General features: G+C 71.1%; 13 protein-coding genes. 5 read left to right on the plus strand and 8 right to left on the minus strand.

Annotation, left to right across the window (positions count from 1 at the left end; genetic code table 11):
- The first annotated feature begins 94 nt into the window (after nucleotides 1–94).
- Together ACZ48Z_RS17855 and ACZ48Z_RS17860 are read left to right on the plus strand one after the other, a co-directional pair.
- Nucleotides 95–1,153: a hypothetical protein gene (locus ACZ48Z_RS17855; RefSeq protein WP_468736784.1), complete on the plus strand. Its 1,059-nt coding sequence runs from the start codon at nucleotides 95–97 to the stop codon at nucleotides 1,151–1,153.
- Between the two features lie 202 nt (nucleotides 1,154–1,355).
- Nucleotides 1,356–1,925, plus strand: coding sequence for a L,D-transpeptidase (locus ACZ48Z_RS17860; RefSeq protein WP_468736785.1), 570 nt, complete (start codon nucleotides 1,356–1,358; stop codon nucleotides 1,923–1,925).
- Nucleotide 1,926: 1 nt separating this feature from the next.
- On the opposite strand, the gene ACZ48Z_RS17865 is transcribed toward ACZ48Z_RS17860, so the two are convergent.
- The 4 genes from ACZ48Z_RS17865 to ACZ48Z_RS17880 all read right to left on the minus strand — a co-directional run bounded on the left by ACZ48Z_RS17865 (nucleotide 1,927) and on the right by ACZ48Z_RS17880 (nucleotide 6,945).
- Nucleotides 1,927–3,111 (minus strand): glycosyltransferase, encoded by a 1,185-nt coding sequence (locus ACZ48Z_RS17865; RefSeq protein WP_468736882.1) that lies wholly within the window; start codon nucleotides 3,109–3,111, stop codon nucleotides 1,927–1,929.
- Nucleotides 3,112–3,254: 143 nt separating this feature from the next.
- On the minus strand, nucleotides 3,255–4,400 hold the full coding sequence (locus ACZ48Z_RS17870) for a serine hydrolase domain-containing protein (RefSeq protein WP_468736786.1): 1,146 nt from the start codon (nucleotides 4,398–4,400) through the stop codon (nucleotides 3,255–3,257).
- 99 nt (nucleotides 4,401–4,499) lie between these two features.
- A complete protein-coding gene (locus ACZ48Z_RS17875; protein WP_468736787.1) occupies nucleotides 4,500–6,263 on the minus strand; it encodes a TIGR03767 family metallophosphoesterase in 1,764 nt (587 codons plus the stop codon).
- A gap of 232 nt (nucleotides 6,264–6,495) precedes the next feature.
- Nucleotides 6,496–6,945 carry an NUDIX hydrolase gene (locus ACZ48Z_RS17880; RefSeq protein ID WP_468736788.1) on the minus strand — a complete coding sequence of 150 codons (450 nt, stop codon included), beginning with the start codon at nucleotides 6,943–6,945 and terminating at the stop codon, nucleotides 6,496–6,498.
- A 345-nt stretch (nucleotides 6,946–7,290) separates the two neighbouring features.
- Between ACZ48Z_RS17880 and ACZ48Z_RS17885 the strand changes: the two genes are divergently transcribed.
- The gene (locus ACZ48Z_RS17885; protein ID WP_468736789.1) at nucleotides 7,291–10,584 is read left to right on the plus strand and encodes a S8 family serine peptidase; all 3,294 of its coding nucleotides are present in this window, start codon (nucleotides 7,291–7,293) and stop codon (nucleotides 10,582–10,584) included.
- Nucleotides 10,585–10,649: 65 nt separating this feature from the next.
- Here the strand turns inward: ACZ48Z_RS17885 and ACZ48Z_RS17890 are convergent, their stop codons facing one another.
- Together ACZ48Z_RS17890 and ACZ48Z_RS17895 are read right to left on the minus strand one after the other, a co-directional pair.
- Nucleotides 10,650–11,357, minus strand: coding sequence for a hypothetical protein (locus ACZ48Z_RS17890; RefSeq protein WP_468736790.1), 708 nt, complete (start codon nucleotides 11,355–11,357; stop codon nucleotides 10,650–10,652).
- Nucleotide 11,358: 1 nt separating this feature from the next.
- Entirely contained in the window at nucleotides 11,359–11,880 is a 522-nt protein-coding gene (locus tag ACZ48Z_RS17895; protein WP_468736883.1) for a sigma-70 family RNA polymerase sigma factor, read from the minus strand.
- 206 nt (nucleotides 11,881–12,086) lie between these two features.
- On the opposite strand from ACZ48Z_RS17895, the gene ACZ48Z_RS17900 reads away from it, so the two are divergent.
- Nucleotides 12,087–13,103: an aspartate-semialdehyde dehydrogenase gene (locus tag ACZ48Z_RS17900; protein WP_468736791.1), complete on the plus strand. Its 1,017-nt coding sequence runs from the start codon at nucleotides 12,087–12,089 to the stop codon at nucleotides 13,101–13,103.
- A gap of 31 nt (nucleotides 13,104–13,134) precedes the next feature.
- Here the strand turns inward: ACZ48Z_RS17900 and ACZ48Z_RS17905 are convergent, their stop codons facing one another.
- Nucleotides 13,135–13,608 (minus strand): DUF1203 domain-containing protein, encoded by a 474-nt coding sequence (locus ACZ48Z_RS17905; protein WP_468736792.1) that lies wholly within the window; start codon nucleotides 13,606–13,608, stop codon nucleotides 13,135–13,137.
- Between the two features lie 215 nt (nucleotides 13,609–13,823).
- Between ACZ48Z_RS17905 and pepN the strand changes: the two genes are divergently transcribed.
- Nucleotides 13,824–16,397, plus strand: a complete 2,574-nt coding sequence (pepN, locus tag ACZ48Z_RS17910) for an aminopeptidase N (RefSeq protein ID WP_468736793.1) — start codon at nucleotides 13,824–13,826, stop codon at nucleotides 16,395–16,397.
- Nucleotides 16,398–16,473: 76 nt separating this feature from the next.
- Here pepN and ACZ48Z_RS17915 read toward each other — a convergent pair whose 3' ends face one another.
- Nucleotides 16,474–17,724, minus strand: coding sequence for a M14 family zinc carboxypeptidase (locus tag ACZ48Z_RS17915; RefSeq protein ID WP_468736794.1), 1,251 nt, complete (start codon nucleotides 17,722–17,724; stop codon nucleotides 16,474–16,476).
- Nucleotides 17,725–17,962 lie beyond the last annotated feature (238 nt).

Raw genomic sequence — 17,962 nt, forward strand, 5'->3', positions numbered from 1 at the left:
CGAACACCCGTCCTTTAGTGCCGTCTTGTCCGCCTTTGTCGACGGGCGTGTAACAGCGGTTAGGAGCCGGACGAACTGCGGGAATCTCCGCTGCATGAACCACAACACCCCGGTCCCCCCGCTCTCCCCCCGCCCCCTGCGTCACCTCGCCGAGGTGCACCGCCGCGTCATGACGGCCGGCCGGCTCCGCTCGCAGGGCGTCTCGGCCGCCGAGGCGAACGAGCAGTGCCGGCCGGGCGGCCCCTGGCAGCAGCTCCTCCCCGGCGTGTTCCTGCTCCACGCGGGCCCGCCGACCAGCGAGGAGCGGCTGCACGCGGTGCTGATGTACGCGGCACGGGAACGCGGCACCGGGGTACCGGTCCAGCCGGGCGCGGAGGAACCGCACCGGCCGGTGTACACGGAGGCGATGATCACCGGGCTTGCGGCGCTGACCCTGCACGGCTTCACCGAGACGCCGCCCCTGCTCTCCCTGGACCGCATCGACGTCCTGGTCCCCCGGCTCCGCCGACTGCGCTCGACGGGAGACGCACGGATCGTCCGCACCTCGACACTCCCCGCCGCCGAGCAGGTCACGGGCGTCCCCGTCGCCCCGGTCCCGCGCGCCCTCGCCGACGCGGTCACCGAACTGACGGACGCGGGCACGGTACGCCGACTGCTCACCGAAGCGGTGCGCGGCGGCCACTGCGAACCGGCGGCGGTCGTCCGGGAGCTGAACAACGCCAAGCTGCTGAACCGCCCGCACGTGGTGGACGCGGTGGACTCCCTGCTCGCCGAGGGCCGCGCGATCGCGGAGGACCGGCTGTACCGGATGGTCGAGGAGTACGGCCTCCCGGACCCGGTGTGGAACGTGGACCTGAGGCTGCCGGGCGGCCCGCACCTGGGCGGCCTGGACGCGTACTGGCCGGAGCAGGCGGTCGCCGTGGAGCTGGACACCCGTGCCCCGCGTCAGGACCACCGGCAGGACGAGGACGCCCAGTGGTCCGAGTACGCCCGCAAGCGCGAGCACCTGGAACGCCTCGGCATCACGGTGGTCCACATCACCCCGCGCAAGCTCCGGGACGCGAGGGAACAGCAGGCGGCGGTCGTCCGCACGGCCCTGATGGCCTCCGGCGACCGGGATCCCGCCGCCTATGTCGTGGTGCTGCCCCGGTAGTGACGGACCGGGGCGGGACCAGGAGGGGAGAGGAGGGGCCGCCGGCACCGGGGAGCCGGCGCCCCCTCCTCCAAGTCACGGCGGAGGCCCGGGAGTTCAACGCACGTTCGCCCTGGTCGCTCCGTCCCGGACGGGCGGCGGGCGGGTCGCTCCGCTCCGATAGCCTGAGGTCACCGCGGGCCATCCGCGTGTTCGCGTCGGGATGATCGTGGAGAATAGTCGAGTGTCGAGCCGCAGAGTTCCTTCGGGTGCCTGGATAACCGCCCTGCTGGTGGGCGCGCTGGTCACCGTGGGTGCGCTGGCGGTACAGGCGCACCAGCACGCGCCGAAGGGCGGCCTGAGTACCAGCGCTTCCACGCCGGCCGCCAAGCCCTCCCCTTCGAACACCCCGAAGCCGCAGAACCCGGCGGTCCCCGGCGACTCCGGCACGGGACGGCGGGTCGTCTACTCGACCGGGCAGAAGCGCGTGTGGCTGGTCGACGACAAGGGCACGGCGCTGCGCTCCTTCACCGTGTGGGCCGGGACCATCACCCCCGCCCCCGGGTCGTACAAGGTCTCCTTCCGGCGGGAACAGGGCACCGGGTCCGACGGGGTGTCGATCGAGCACGCCGTGTACTTCGGAACCAGTTCCGCCTTCTCCAACGCGGTCGACGGATCCTCACCGTCCCCGAACCCCGGTCTGCGTACCGGCGCCATCCGGGAGCGCGCGGCGGACGGCGCCGCCCTGTGGGAGTTCGCCGCCATGGGCACACCGGTCACCGTGGTGCGGTAGGTCATGCGGCCGGGGAGTCGTCGAACTCCCGGAAGACGTCCGCCGCGGTGCGGTCCAGCAGGGCCGCGTACGACGCGATCATCCTCGTACGGCTGAAACGTTCACGGCTCGCCAGCAGGGCCGGGGCGAGGCCGGCGCGGGAGGCCACCGCCTGCGACCAGGCCGCCGCGATCGCCTCCGGGTCCGGGGCCGTGATCAGACCGTGGCCCGCCACGATCGCCGCGCTGTCACCGACGTCGGTCGCCACCGGGACCGCGCCGCACATCATGCCCTCGATCAGGCACAGCGGGGCCGCCTCGCCCCACGCGGAGGTGAGGGCGACGACGTCGGAGGCGGCGTACAGCATCTCCATGTCGCGCCGGACGCCGAGCAGGCGCAGCCGGTCGGTCGGGCCCGGCCGGGTACCGAACGCCTCCGCGATGTCCGCCGTCAGGCCGGTGTTCGCCGTCGTCATGCCCGCCCCGCACATCAGCACCTGACCGTCGGGGACCCGGTCGAGCCAGGCGCGGGCGGCGGCGAGCAGCAGGGGCACGTTCTTCATGGCGTCGTAGCGGGCGGCGAAGACGACCACGGGGGACGCGGGGCCGATGCCGAGTTCCGTGCGGACCGCGAGGCGGCGGGCCGCGTCGGGGCGGAAGCGGAAGAGGTCGACGCCGTTGGGGATCACATGGAGCAGGCCCGCGGGGATGCCGGCGGCCTGGTAGGCGGCCCTGGTGGACTCGGCGCAGCAGACGCAGGCCACGACCGTGCCGTCGGCGATGGCGGCCTTCAGTTCGTCGAGGGCGGCGCCCTGGTTCTGCGGGTCGGAGCGGTGCAGACAGACCACGACCGGGCGGCGCGGCAGGCCCGCCTGGTTCAGCAGCCCCAGCGGCTGCTCCTTCAGGGACAGGATGACGTCCGCGCCGGCCGTCGCCCGGGCCGTTTCGGCCAGCTCCGGGCCGGTGAAGTCGGCCGAAACGCCGGTGCCGCGGAAGGTGCGTCCGAGGGTGGTGACACCCACCCCGGCCGCGGTCAGCGCCCGGTAGCAGGTGTCGTCCGCCATCCGCTGCCGGGTCGCCTCCCGGTGCACCTCGCCGTACAGGCTGAGCACCTGATGGCGCTGGCCGCCCTCGGTGAGGCCCAGCACGATGTCGCTGTGCACGATCCGGGCCCCGCCGGAGAAGAAACCCTCGTACACCGACAGCACTCGCAGTTCGCGTCCCGTACGCACACGACCACCCGCCTCGCACATGAATCGAGCCATCCCCGTGAAGTGCGGGTTAGCCGATATGAGGCGGTACGGACATTACGTCCGGATGAACGGGGTGCTTCGGATCCGGGTCGGCGCGACTACCCGCCGCAGAACTCCGCCTCGATCACCGCGTCACTGTCCCCCGACCAGTCGCCGTTGAAGTTGAAGGCGACGGAGTGCCGGCCGTTTGCCGTGGTCACAGCCTCGGAGGACGAGCCGTGGATGCCGCCGCCGTGGCCCCAGACGTGGACCCCACAGCTGAGCTCGCGGTCCATCAGGCCGAGGCCGTACCCGGCGTTCGGGATGCCCGGGGCGGCCACGGTGGTCTTCATCTCCTTCAGCTGCTTCGGCGGGAGCAGCCTGCCCTTCAGCAGGGCCGAGTAGAAGTGGTCCAGGTCGGCCGAGTCGGAGATCATCTCGCCCGCCGAGGAGGCCAGCGAGGGGTTCAGCCTCGTGACGTCGTACGTCGGCCCCGTCGCCGTCTGCGCCAGCTTGGAGTAGGCCCGGCTGCTGGGCTGCGGGACGGTGACGCGGGTGCCCGGCACCGAGGTGGCCGTCAGGTGCAGGGGGCCGATGATGCGGTGCCGGATCTCCTCGCCGTACGACCGGCCGGTGACCTTCTGGATCACCATGCCCGCCACGACGTAGTTGGTGTTGGAGTAGTTCCAGGACGTGCCCGGCGCGAAGTCCGGCTTGTGGGCCATGGCGATCGCGACGAGTTCCGCGGGACTCTCGGTGTCGTAACGGTGCTTCAGGAAGCCGTCCTTGAGGAAGTACCTCCGCCCGAACGTGTCGTCGGCGGTGTAGTTGAAGACCCCGCTGGTGTGGTTGAGGAGCTGGCGGAGGGTGATCCGGCGGCCGTCGTGGCCGTTGCCGTGGACCAGGCCCGGCAGCCACTTGTCCACCGTGTCGTCGAGCGACAGCCGTCCCTCCGCCTCCAGTTGGAGCAGCACGGTGGAGACGAAGGTCTTGGTGATGCTGCCGACGCGGTAGCGGTCGTCCGCCGAACGCGGCGCGTGCGTCTTCAGATTGCCGACCCCGGCGGTGGCCGACCAGGTGCTCCGGCCGTCCTTCGCCGTCAGCGTCACACCCGGCACGCCGTCCTTCACCGCGGCACGGACGGCCTGGCGGGTCGCGCGGTGGGCGTCACCGGTTCCGGTGGACTGCGCCGCCAGCGCCGGGGCGGCGAGCGCCGCCGTGAGCGCCACGGTCGTCGCCGCCACCACAGTCGTACGTACGGTCATGTCTTCCCCCTGTCCGGTCACGCTCGGCGAGCGTGATCGGCGGGAGAGACTCACACCGGAGGGGGAAGGTTGATGTGGATCAGGAGGGTTGAGCCGGTTTCAGCCCTTCTTGAGGACCAGTTCCGTGTTCCGGTCACCCGAGGCGCCCCCGAGCTTGTCGCTCGAACCGGGGGCGTTGTAGGCCAGTTCCCGGTACAGGGCGGCGAGGCCGGTCTGGGAGAGGTCGGCGAAGTCGGTGCGGTGCGGGGCCGCGGACTCGATCAGGGTGGTGAAGATCGAGATCGTGCCGTCCTTGTTGTCCACCAGCTCGATGACCCGGGCGAGGTGCGGGAAGTCGATGTGGGAGGCGGTGGAGATCTCCCAGAAGGAGCGGCCGTCGGGGGCGGAGTGGGCGGTGATCACATTGCGGTGGATGTGACCGTTGATCCAGGCCAGGACGTTGCTGTGGCTGGCGAGGAGGGCGACGACCTCAGGACCGCTGTGCCGCCGCTCGCCCGGGTGGGCCGGGTCGGGGCGGGTGTTGTCCATCGAGTCGCTGGTGTGGTGGCTGAAGACGACGACGTGGGAGTCCTTGTTCTCCCGCAGCGTCCGCTCCAGCCAGCGCAGCTGCTTGGTGCCGACGGATCCCTGGTAGTGGCCGCCCGGGTCGGTGGTGTCGAGGCTGACGCCCACGACGTCGTCCGCGATGCGGAAGCTGTAGTACTGGGTGCCCGCGTCGAGGTTGGCGGTGGAGTAGCCGTGGCCGACCGGGCCCACGCCCCGGTGCGCGGGGTCGAGGTGGGCCTTGAGGTAGTCGCGGGCGGTGTAGGGGGCGCGCCGTTCGTCGGGGGTGACCGAGCGCATGGTGCGGGCGTGTGCCTTGAGCAGGTCGCGGAAGGCGTGGCCCTGGGGGTCGGAGGCCTTCCTGATCATGTCCTGGAGTTTCCTCGCCTCGGACGCGGGCAGCGACATGAGCTTCTTGCCGCCGACGGCGTACTCGGCGAGCCAGGAGTCGCCGTGGCCGTAGCAGCCCAGCGGCAGACTGTCGTGGTTGCCGACCGTGGAGTACCAGGGGATGGCCAGGCCGGGGCTGTTCACCTCGCGGATGGCGGCGGCGAGATAGCCCTGCAGATGCGGGAAGCCGAGCTGCTTGTCCTGGTCGCGGGTGGTGGAGTCGGGCTGCCAGTACTGCTTGAGGCCGCTGTTCTGGACGCCCTCGTAGTGGCGCGGGTCCCCGGAGTTGGGGGTGATCCGGCCGCCGCTCATGACGGTGAGGAACCAGTCGAGCTCGGTGTGCGAGTTGTTGTCGGTGTTGTCGCCGGTCGTCATGGCGAACTGGAGCGGGGCACCGGTGACGGGGGCGCCGCGCAGCGCGTTGATCCGCTCGACGAGCGAGATCGCGCCCGGCACGGTCAGCGCCTCCTGGGGCCGCCAGGAGTGCACGTCGGCCGAGCGCAGGTATTCGAGACGCGCCGGGTGCTGGCTGTCCATCAGGTGCAGGTCGGTGAGCTGCACGAACGCGGCCAGCGAGGTGCGACGGCCGGCTCTCCCGGCCTTGGGGGCGGCGAGCTCGGAGCGCACCTTGCGGCTCCAGCCGGGGCCGTCGCCGAGGCGCCGGTAGCCGGAGCTCGTGCGCGGGGCGGCGACGGAGGCGACGGTGGTGCCGCGGGTGTACGGGGCGAGGGGGACCTCGACCGGGGCGGCCCGGTGGACGGACTGGGCCACCGGCACCTCGGCGGCGCCGGTGGCCGTCGCGGCCTGGCTGTCGGTGGGCCGCAGGGCGTAGCCGACGCCCGCGGAGACGGCGGCGGCGCCCGCGGCGGCGAGGACGGTACGGCGGTGGACCCCCAGCGTGTTGCTGGCGACAGAGCGTGTGCGCGACATGGCGCGATCTCCCCGAGTGCGAACTGCGTCGGCAGTGGTCACGGGTGATCGCGTTCGCGAACAACCCGCTCTCACTGGATGCTTGGCACCGGGAATGACCTGCGCGTGAACGAGACGGCAACGCGCAACGCCGATCACCGTACGTCGATCTTGGCCCACCCTGCGCGTTCATGAGCGCTCGTCGAACGGCCGGGGAGCGGCTACGCCGCGTTCATCTTCCGGGGTACGACACCTATCCCCCGGGCCGTCCGGTCACCGGCCGCTCCCGCCACAGGCGCAGGCCGAAGTCGACCATCGGCACCTGGATCAGCCCCGGTACCGCGTCGAGGTCGTGCCACTGGGCCATGTCCGTGGAGCCGCCGATCTCGAAGCGCAGCTCGCCTCCGGTGACCCGGGCCTCGTACATGATTCCCACGTGTTGCTGGTCGACCGTGCGGCCGAAGCGGCGCCGGGACGGGAAGCGCACCGACCGCACCCCGAGCAGACCGGTGACCTCGACGCGGTAGCCCGTCTCCTCCTCGACCTCCCGCAGCACGGTGTCGTACGGGTCCTCGCCGTGCTCCATGCCGCCGCCGGGCAGCGTCCACTCGGCCCGCCCGGCGCCGTCGATCCAGCGGGCGAGCAGGATCTGTCCCTCGCGGACGCATACGGCGTAGGCCGCCACCCTCAACTTCTTGCGCATGTCGGCAAGTTAGCCCGCCGGGACCGGATCGGCCGGTGAGTATCCGGGTGCGGACGGCGGGACCGCGGCGGGATCCCGGGAGGTTCGGCGGGCGGCGAGGAAGCAGCGAGGCCGACTGTCCGTTTCCTCACACATCTTCGCCTATATCACCAAAGCCCGTGAACAACCCAAAGGGCATCGCGGGTTTTCCCCATACACCCATATCGATTCGGTCAACTCTCCCTAAACATCCTTCCCATGGGTAAAGCTGGGCGCTCATCCGGGGTCGTATTCCGGATCATCGTGGCCAGGATCGATCGGTCCCGGTCACACGCCTGCTCGTTCCTTTACCTACAAGGGATGCCGATGACCCTCACCCCCCAGCCCACTCCGACAACGGGCGCGAGACGTGTGGCGCGAATAGCGGTGGCCGCCGGCCTGGTCGCCGCCCTCTCCGCGGCGGGGCCGATACCCATGGCCTTCTCCGCCGCCGCGGACGACGCGTCCGCCGCTTCCGACCCGGGCCTGAAGTCGGCCGCCGCGAAGCTCGGTTCGGACGACGCCGACGCGCTCGCCGAGGCCAAGGCCGACGGCGCCAAGAACATCACGCTGATGGTCGCCACCGCCCCCGGGAAGACCGAGCAGGTCGCCGCGGAGCTGGACGCGGTCAAGGGCGGCCTGGTGGGTCTCACGTACGACAAGCTCGGCTACGTCCGGGCCACCGTCCCCACCGCGAAGGCGGACTCGGCCATCGCCGCCGCCGCGAAGCTCTCCTCCGTGCACGGCATCGACGTCAAGCAGGACATCCCGCTGGACGACCCCACCCCGAGCGCCGACACCGTCAAGGGTGCCGCGGGCAAGGCCACGAAGACCTACCCGGCGCCGAGCGCGAAGACCCCCGCGGTGAACCCGTACAACCCGTCCTTCGAGACGGGCGCCGTCAACTTCGTGAAGGAGCACCCGAAGGCGGACGGCCGCGGCGTCACCATCGGCATCCTGGACTCCGGCGTCGACCTCGGCCACCCGGCACTGCAGAAGACCACCACCGGTGAGCGGAAGATCGTCGACTGGGTGACGGCGACCGACCCGGTCTCCGACGGCGACGCCACCTGGCGGCGGATGAACAACCCCGTCAGCGGCCCGACCTTCACCATCGCGGGCGCCACCTGGACGGCCCCGGCGGGCTCCTACCAGTTCAACCTGTTCCGCGAGTCTGCCACCGCCGGCGGTGACGCCAAGGGAGACGCCAACCGCGACGGCGACACCACCGACGTCTGGGGCGTCCTCTACGACGCGGCCGCCGGGACCGTCCGGGTCGACCTGAACAACAACCAGGACTTCGGCGACGACACGCCGATGAAGCCCTACAAGGACGGCTACCAGGTCGGCTACTTCGGCACGGACAACCCGTCGACCGACGTCGTCGAGCGCCAGCCCTTCGTCGTCCAGATCCGCAAGGACGTCGTCTACGACGCCGCCGGCAGCAAGGCCGACTACGTCAACATCGGCGTCATCGAGTCCGAGCACGGCACCCACGTCGCCGGCATCACCGCCGCCCACGGCCTGTTCGGCGGCAAGATGAACGGCGCGGCCCCGGGCGCGAAGATCGTCTCCTCGCGCGCCTGCACCTGGAGCGGCGGCTGCACCAACGTGGCGCTGACCGAGGGCATGATCGACCTCGTCGTCAACCGCGGTGTCGACATCGTCAACATGTCGATCGGCGGCCTGCCCGCGCTCAACGACGGCAACAACGCGCGCGCCGAGCTGTACACGCGCCTCATCGACACCTACGGCGTCCAGCTGGTGATCTCCGCGGGCAACTCCGGCTCCGGCGCGAACACCATCGGCGACCCGGGCCTGGCCGACAAGGTCATCTCGGTGGGCGCGGCCATCTCCAAGGAGACCTGGGCCTCCAACTACGGCTCGCAGGTGGCGAAGAAGTACTGGCTGATGCCCTTCTCCTCGCGCGGCCCGCGTGAGGACGGCGGCTTCGCGCCGACCCTGGTCGCCCCCGGCGCCTCGATCAACACCACGCAGACCTGGCTGCCGGGCTCCCCGGTCGCCGAGTCGGGCTACACCCTGCCGGCCGGCTACTCGATGCTCCAGGGCACCTCGATGGCCTCCCCGCAGGCCGCCGGCGCCTCCGCGCTGCTGCTGAGCGCCGCAAAGCAGAAGGGCATCGCGCTCACCCCGCAGGTCCTGCGCACGGCACTGACCTCGACCGCAGGCCACATCCAGGGTCTGCAGGCGTACGAGGAGGGCGCGGGCCGCATCGACATCGTCGACGCCTGGGACGCCATCACGCACAAGGCGACCGCGCACGACTACACCGTCAAGGCGCCCGTCGACACCGCGCTCGACCAGCTGCTGAAGACCCCGGGCTTCGGCACCGGTCTCTACGACCGCGAGGGCGGCCTGAAGGCCGGCCAGAAGAAGACGTACGACGTCACGATCACCCGTACGTCCGGCGCGGACAAGCCGATCCGGCACAAGGTGAGCCTCGACAACAACGCCGGTGACACCTTCAAGGTCGTCGGCAAGGGCGAGGTGACGCTCCCGCTGAACCAGCCGGTGACCGTCAAGGTCCAGGCCGCTCCGAAGTCCGCGGGCATCAAGAGCGCGATCCTGGAGCTCAACGACCCGAAGACCGAGGGTATCGACAAGCAGATCATGACCACGGTCATCGTCTCGACGCCGGTGCAGTACACCTTCTCCGCGTCGAACACCGTGCAGCGCAACAGCACGCAGCACTACTTCCTGACCGTCCCCGCGGGCGCCACCGCCCTGGAGGCCGCGATCAGCGGGCTCAAGGACAAGAGCCAGACCCGCTTCATCTCGATCCACCCGTACGGCGTCGCGGTCGAGGACACCGGCACCCCGTACTGCTACAGCAACTACCCGAACACCAACGGCTGCAAGCCCGACGCGCGTTCGTACGCGAACCCGCAGGCCGGTGTCTGGGAGATCGAGGTCGAGTCGCGCCGCACCTCGCCGCTGCTCGACAACCCGTACAAGCTGGACGTCGCCGTCTACGGCGCGGTCTTCGACCCGGCGACGGTGACCGTCCCCGAGGCCAAGGTCGGCACCCCGGTCACCGCCTCCTGGACGGTGACCAACAAGTTCGCCGCGATCGACGGCAAGCTGGCCGGCGGCCCGCTCGGCTCCTCGAAGTCGGCCCGCCCGACGATCACCGAGGGCGCCGTCCAGACCAGCACGGTCGAGGTGCCCGCGGGCGCCACGTCCCTCGACGTCGTGATCGGCAACGTCTCCGACCCGTCCGCCGACCTCGACCTGACGGTCAAGAACGCGGCCGGAACCGTCGTCGGCCAGTCCGCCGACGGTGACTCGGAGGAGGCGGTCTCGGTCGCCTCGCCCGCCGCAGGCACCTACACCGTCGAGGTCGCGGGCTACTCGGTCCCGGCCGGCTCCACGGCGTACGACTACCAGGACGTGTTCTTCTCCGGCGCCCTGGGCACCGTCACCGTCGACGACGCGCCGGTCAAGCTCGGCACGGGCGCCTCGGCGACCGTCTCCGGCAGCGTCACCGCCCTGGCGGCCGCACCGGCGGGCCGTGAGTTCTTCGGCCAGGTCAGCCTCGTCAACGCGCGCGGCACGGTCGCGGGCGTCGGCAGCGTGAAGATCGAGAAGGTCACGCCGTAACACTTCTCCGTACGGCGATGAGGGCGGGCGTCCATCCGGGCGCCCGCCCTTTCTCATGCCCTGCTCTAGCAGGCCAGCCCGCGCGACGCGGGCAGCGAGGCAACGATCCAGGCCCGCTCCCGGGCGATCTCCTTGTCGCCGACGGCCCAGTGGTCGGGGCTCGCCGAGCCCCGGGTCACCCCGAACAGCACCCGGGTGCCCTTCGTCAGGGGTTCGGGAAGGTCGTACTCCCCGATCACGTACGTGAGGTCCGCGGGGCCGGTGGCCGGCTTGTAGGAGCGGGTGACATGCACGGTGACCTGGAGTTCTCCGGGGAACTGTCGGATGACGGTGACCTCGCCCTCGGCGACCGTGGTCGCGCAGGCCAGGTAGTCCGGGCTGCCGAAGCGGACGTCCGACTCCGCCTTGGAGGCCGCCGAGTCGGCGCTGCTGCTCGCGCCCAGGGAGTCCGAGCCGTTGTGCCCGATCAGCCATCCCATGCCCGTGACCACACCGGCGACGGCGGCCACCGCGAGGGTGCCGAAGGCGAAGGTGCGGACCCGGTGCCGGGCGCGTGAGGGACGTACGGGAACGGGTTCCGGGGCCGGCGCGGGCTCCGTCAGGGTCTCGCCGATGATCCGCAGCTGCTCGCGCAGCACGGCGACGTCGGCCCGGGCCGACCGGTGCTCGGCGAGGAAGACCGGGTCGTCGGCGGCCGACTCGGGCAGGGGGTCGTCGGTGAGGGCGGCCATCAGCGCGTCGATGCCGTGGGGCCCGTCGTGTCCGGCGCTCATGTCACACCACCTCGTCCTCGTGCAGGCGGGCGCGCAGGGCCCGGACCGCCGTGTGCAGGCGGCTCTTGACCGTGCCCTCCGGTACACCCAGCTCCTGGGCGATCGAGCGCACCGGCAGGTCGGCGAAGAACCGCAGCACGAGGACCTGGCGCTGCTGGTCGGGCAGCTCGTCCAGGCCCTGGGCGACGGCGAGGGAGAGCACGCTGGTGTCCTCCCCCGAGGGGTGCTCGTGCTGGCGCAGCGAGGCCAGCCGCTCCCCCAGCCGGTCCTGGCGCCTCTTGGCCCGGTGCCAGTCCATGGCGAGGTTGGAGGCGACGACGGCAGCCCACGCGGACACGTCCCGCGGCGCCTCGTACCCCTTCGCCGCCCGCTCCAGCAACCGCAGACGGACCTGCTGCACCCCGTCCGGCAGGTCCGTCTGCGGCACCCCGCCCAGGGCGAGCACGGCCCGCACCCGGCGTTCCTGCGCCGCGTCCAGAGGATCATCGTCCTCCTGGACCCGGCGTGCCCTTCTGCGCAGCACAAGCCACCCCCTCACCCCGTCTCCTCTACGACGCCGCGGCGCACGGAAACGTTCGGCGGATCCCCGGAAAATCGCTCAGAGGCATACGTCACACCGTCCAGCAGTCCATTCCTCGGGCATGGGGCGCAAAGAACTGGACAGGCGGACCCGGGTCGGCCGCATGATGGAAACGCCGCAGATGTACAGGAACACATGAGGGAGTCACCGTGAGGGTCGGAATCGTCGGAGCCACCGGTCAGGTCGGCACGGTCATGCGCGGGATCCTCAAGGAGCGGAACTTCCCGGTCACGGAGCTGCGCCTGTTCGCCTCCGCCCGCTCGGCGGGGTCCGTCCTGGACGGCGTGACGGTGGAGGACGCGGCGACGGCCGACTACACCGGCCTGGACATCGTGCTGTTCTCCGCGGGCGGCTCCACCTCCAAGGCCCTGGCCGAAAAGGTCGCCTCGCAGGGCGCCGTGGTGATCGACAACTCCTCGGCCTGGCGCAAGGACCCCGAGGTCCCCCTGGTCGTCTCCGAGGTGAACCCGCACGCCATCGCGGACCGCCCCAAGGGCATCATCGCCAACCCGAACTGCACCACGATGGCCGCTATGCCGGTCCTGAAGGTGCTGGACACGGAGGCGGGCCTTGAGACCCTGATCGCCACCACCTACCAGGCGGTGTCCGGCTCCGGCCTCGCGGGCGTGGCCGAGCTGCACGGGCAGGTGCAGAAGGTCGCCGCCGACGCGGACAAGCTCACCCACGACGGCAGTGCGGTCGACTTCCCCGAGCCGCAGGTCTACAAGCGCCCCATCGCCTTCAACGTCCTGCCCTTCGCCGGCAACCTCGTCGAGGACGGCCTGAACGAGACCGACGAGGAGCAGAAGCTCCGCAACGAGTCCCGCAAGATCCTGGAGCTCCCCGAGCTGAAGGTCTCCGGCACCTGCGTACGCGTCCCGGTCTTCTCCGGCCACTCCCTCCAGGTCAACGCCCGCTTCGCCCGCCCGATCACCCCGGAGCGCGCGACGGAGCTGCTGGCGGGCGCCCCCGGCGTGACCCTCTCGGACATCCCGACCCCCCTGCAGGCCGCCGGCCAGGACGCCTCCTTCGTCGGCCGCATCCGCCGCGACGAGACGGTCGAGCACGGTCTCGCTCTCTTCATCTCCAACGACAACCTCCGCAAGGGCGCCGCGCTGAACGCGGTGCAGATCGCGGAGCTGGTGGCGGCGGAGCTGAAGGACTGACCTTCGGGGACCGGCCCTCAAGGGCTGCCCCTCAGGGCCTGCGCACCTCGTAGAGGAAACAGCCGTACTCGACGGCCCGGACGTGGACGAGTGCCACGGACGGGTCGTCGAACGCGTCCCGGAACGCGTCGTCGTCGGGGGCGCCGACCAGCGCACCGCCCAGGATGTGCCCCTCGGCGGAGTACCGGCGCACCGTGCGGTGGTCGTTGCCGAAGGGGTGGCCGTCCCCGGTCGCCGGCCCCGCGCACTCCTCGGCGTGGACGAAGACCGGACCCTGTTCGTCGTACGCCCCCGGCTGCGCGCCGGTCTGTGCGGCCCAGCGGCGCAGGGGCGCGTACGACACGAGCGCGATCCGCTCCCCGGCCCCGCTGCGGCGCAGACAGCAGCGGAGCGGGGCGCCGCCCTCCTCGTCCGTGAACGGGGACAGGGGGCGGCCGGCGTCGTCGGCGGTGCGCAGCTCCTTGAGGACCGGGGGTTCGATGGGCAGTGCCGTGTAGGTCGTCATGGGTTCCAGACTGGCCCGGCCACAGGCGCGTGACCGGCGGGATTCGGACATGGCGTTTCGACCCCGGCCGACGCCGTCCGGCCCGTCCGGCGTTCGAGGACGAGGCCCCGTCTCCTCGAATCCGCAGGGTATTCCCTCGAACCGTCGGAGACAGTTCGTGGAAGGATGGCCGGACCGCCGAAACTGCTCATAACGAGGAAACGGGAGATGACCGCGTGCCTGGCACAAACCTGACTCGCGAAGAGGCACAGCAGCGGGCTGCTCTGCTCAGCGTCGAGTCCTACGAGATCGATCTCGACCTCTCCGGCGCGCAGGAGGGCGGTACCTACCGGTCCGTGACGACGGTGCGCTTCGACGTCACCGAGAACGGCGCCGAGTCCTTCATCGACCTGGTGGCCCCCACGGTCCACGAGGTGACGCTGAACGGGGACGCCCTGGAGCCCGCCGAGGTCTTCGCGGACTCCCGGATCGCCCTGCCCGGCCTGCTGGAGGGCCGCAACATCCTGCGGGTCGTCGCGGACGCCGCGTACACCAACACCGGTGAGGGCCTGCACCGCTTCGTCGACCCGGTCGACCAGCAGGCCTACCTGTACACCCAGTTCGAGGTGCCGGACGCCCGCCGCGTCTTCGCGTCGTTCGAGCAGCCGGATCTGAAGGCCACCTTCCAGTTCACCGTGAAGGCGCCGACCGGCTGGACCGTCATCTCCAACTCCCCGACGCCGGAGCCCCAGGACGACGTCTGGACGTTCGAGCCGACCCCGCGGATCTCGTCGTACATCACGGCCCTGATCGTCGGCCCGTACCACTCCGTGCACAGCGTGTACGAGAAGGACGGCCAGTCCGTCCCGCTCGGCATCTACTGTCGCCCCTCGCTCGCCGAACACCTCGACTCGGACGCCATCTTCGAGGTCACCCGGCAGGGCTTCGACTGGTTCCAGGAGAAGTTCGACTACGCGTACCCGTTCAAGAAGTACGACCAGCTGTTCGTCCCGGAGTTCAACGCGGGAGCGATGGAGAACGCCGGCGCGGTGACCTTCCGCGACCAGTACGTCTTCCGCTCCAAGGTGACCGACGCCGCGTACGAGATGCGCGCCGAGACCATCCTGCACGAGCTGGCCCACATGTGGTTCGGCGACCTCGTGACCATGGAGTGGTGGAACGACCTGTGGCTGAACGAGTCGTTCGCCACCTACACCTCCATCGCCTGTCAGGCGTACGCCCCGGACAGCCGGTGGCCGCACTCCTGGACCACCTTCGCCAACTCCATGAAGACGTGGGCGTACCGCCAGGACCAGCTGCCGTCCACGCACCCGATCATGGCCGAGATCGGCGACCTCGACGACGTGCTCGTCAACTTCGACGGCATCACGTACGCCAAGGGCGCGTCCGTGCTCAAGCAGCTCGTCGCCTACGTCGGCATGGACGAGTTCTTCGGCGGTGTGCAGGCGTACTTCAAGCGCCACGCGTACGGCAACACCCGCCTGTCGGACCTGCTGGGCGCGCTGGAGGAGACCTCCGGGCGTGACCTGAGCACCTGGTCGCAGAAGTGGCTGCAGACGGCCGGCATCAACATCCTGCGCCCGGAGATCGAGACGGACGCGAACGGCGTCATCACCTCCTTCGCCATCCGCCAGGAGGCTCCGGCGCTCCCGGCGGGCGCGAAGGGCGAGCCGACTCTCCGCCCGCACCGCATCGCCGTCGGCCTGTACGAACTCGACGACGACAGCGGCAAGCTGGTGCGTGACGAGCGCGTCGAGCTGGACGTCGACGGCGAGCTGACGGCCGTACCGCAGCTGGCCGGCAAGCGCCGTCCGGCGGTCGTGCTCCTCAACGACGACGACCTGTCGTACGCCAAGGTCCGCCTCGACGAGCAGTCGCTGGCCTTCGTGACCGAGCACCTCGGCGACTTCGAGTCGTCGCTGCCGCGCGCGCTGTGCTGGGCGTCGGCGTGGGACATGACCCGGGACGCGGAACTCGCGACCCGCGACTACCTGTCCCTCGTCCTCTCCGGTATCGGCAAGGAGTCCGACATCGGTGTCGTGCAGTCACTGCACCGGCAGGTGAAGCTGGCGATCGAGCTGTACGCCGCCCCCACCGCCCGCGAGGCCCTGCTGACCCGCTGGACCGACGCCACACTGGCCCACCTGCGGTCCTCGGCGGCGGGCAGCGACCACCAGCTGGCGTGGGCGCGCGCGTTCGCGGCGACGGCCCGGACGCCGGAGCAGCTGGACCTGCTGGAGGGGCTGCTCGACGGGTCCCAGGTCGTCGAGGGCCTGGCCGTCGACACGGAGCTGCGCTGGGCGTTCGTGCAGCGGCTGGCCTCCGTGGGCCGCTTCGACGAGTCGGAGATCGCCGCCGAGTACGAGCGGGACAGGACGGCGGCCGGTGAGCGCCACGCGGCGACCGCCCGTGCGTCCCGGCCGAGCGAGGAGGCGAAGGCGGAGGCCTGGGCGCAGGTCGTCGAGTCCGACAAGCTGCCCAACGCCGTCCAGGAGGCCGTCATCGGCGGCTTCGTGCAGACCGACCAGCGGGACCTGCTCGCGCCGTACACGGAACGGTACTTCGAGGCGCTCAAGGGCGTCTGGGAGTCCCGCTCGCACGAGATCGCGCAGCAGATCGCGGTCGGTCTCTACCCGTCGCTCCAGGTCTCCCAGGAGACCCTGGACAGGACGGACGCCTGGCTGACGACCGCCGAGCCCAACGCGGCCCTGCGCCGTCTGGTCTCCGAGTCCCGCGCGGGCGTGGAACGGGCGCTGAAGGCGCAGGCGGCGGACGCGCAGGCCGGTTAGGAGCCGTTTGGGTGGGGTGGTGGCTCAGCCATTGAGCCACCACCCCACCCAGCCACCGACCCACCCAGCCCCCGGCTCACCCACCCCCCGCACACACCAGCCGAGCCGTGTTCAGCATCGTCCGCACATGCAGCCCGGTCTGCGCGGCCACCGGTACCCACCTGAGGTCGTACGTCTTCTCCAGCTCCTGGCTCCACTCACGCACCAGGTCGTCGAGGATCTCGGCGGCCCGGGGGTCGGTGCGGGCCAGGGCGCGGCCGGCCATCGCCGCCACCCTGAGCGGGATGCGACGCGCGGAGATGCCCCGGGTCGCGAAGTGCCCCTGGAACCGGCCCGGTTCCTCCGCCGCCCAGCTCTCGACGATCAACGGCGCCACGTCGAGGAGTTCGCGCGCGGCGTCCCGCAGCGGCGCGAGTTCCTCCGGTACGGCCGCGTCGAGCCGTGTCCCGAGGACGGTCGCGAGTTCCCGGCTGCGGCCCAGCAGGACCTCGCCCAGCCGTGCCGCCTGGCGGTCCGGGTCGGTCACGGGCCGGGCGTCGCTCACCGAGGGCACGGCCCAGGCGGGGGTCTCGATCAGGGTGGTCAGCGTGCCGTGCCGGCGCGGGTGGAGCCAGGTGCTCTCGGCGACGTATCCGCTGGGGTCGCGTTCGCCCGCGCGGTGGCTGTCGGGCAGGACCAGGACGCCGGGCGGGTCGAGGCGCCAGTCCGGGCCGTCCACGGGGTGCCGGTCGACCGGGACGCGCAGGCGCGCCGCCGTTTCGCGGAAGGCCTCCGCGGCACCCGGCACCTCCCGGGTCATCATCACGAAGGCACCGCCGAACTCGATGCCGTGCAGGGTGAACTGGGCGACGGGCCGCAGCTCGTCGAGGAGCCGGATCAGGGCGGCCGACTCGGGGAGCGGCTGTCCCGGGGGCATCGGCAGTGACTCCGGCTGGAGGGCGAACGCGGGCCGGTAGAAACCACGGTGACACTCCGTCAGGGACGGCTCGGGCTCCTCGGGCTGCCAGCCGTGTGCGAGGTGTGCGCCGTCGGGGTCGAGGCAGAGCAGGAAGTGCCAGGTGCAGCCGAGGGGTTCGAGCATCTCGGGCCGCCGCGCGAACAGGGCCGCGAGCCGCAACGCCGAGGCCCCGCCCACGGGTTCGTTGGCGTGTGCGCCGGCGACGGAGAGGATGTGCCGCTCACCGCGCCCGGCGGACAGCAGCCACAGGGGGCGGCCCGCCCGGCTCTCCCCGACCTGGTCCAGCCGCAATGGGCCGGGGGCGGCGCGGACCAGCGCGCGGGCCCTTCGCTCCAGTTCGTGCACTGCCGGATAGAGCGAAGTCCGCACGCCGGTCCTCCGAACGCTGGTGGTCCGATCAAGCACCCTGGGAATTACTGTCCCCAGTGGTCTCCTTCTTGTCCAGCGGGCGAATCACGATCTTGGTGGGCATGTGCGCTCCTCTCAGCTGCCGCCGTTGCCGCCGCTCTCGCCGGTGGTCTCCTTCTTGTCCAGCGGGCGGATCACGATCTTTGTCGTCACCTCAACTCCTCGCCTTCGTGCAGGATTTGACCTTTCCGAAGCGATC

It is taken from the genome of Streptomyces sp. NPDC031225 (assembly GCF_055570355.1).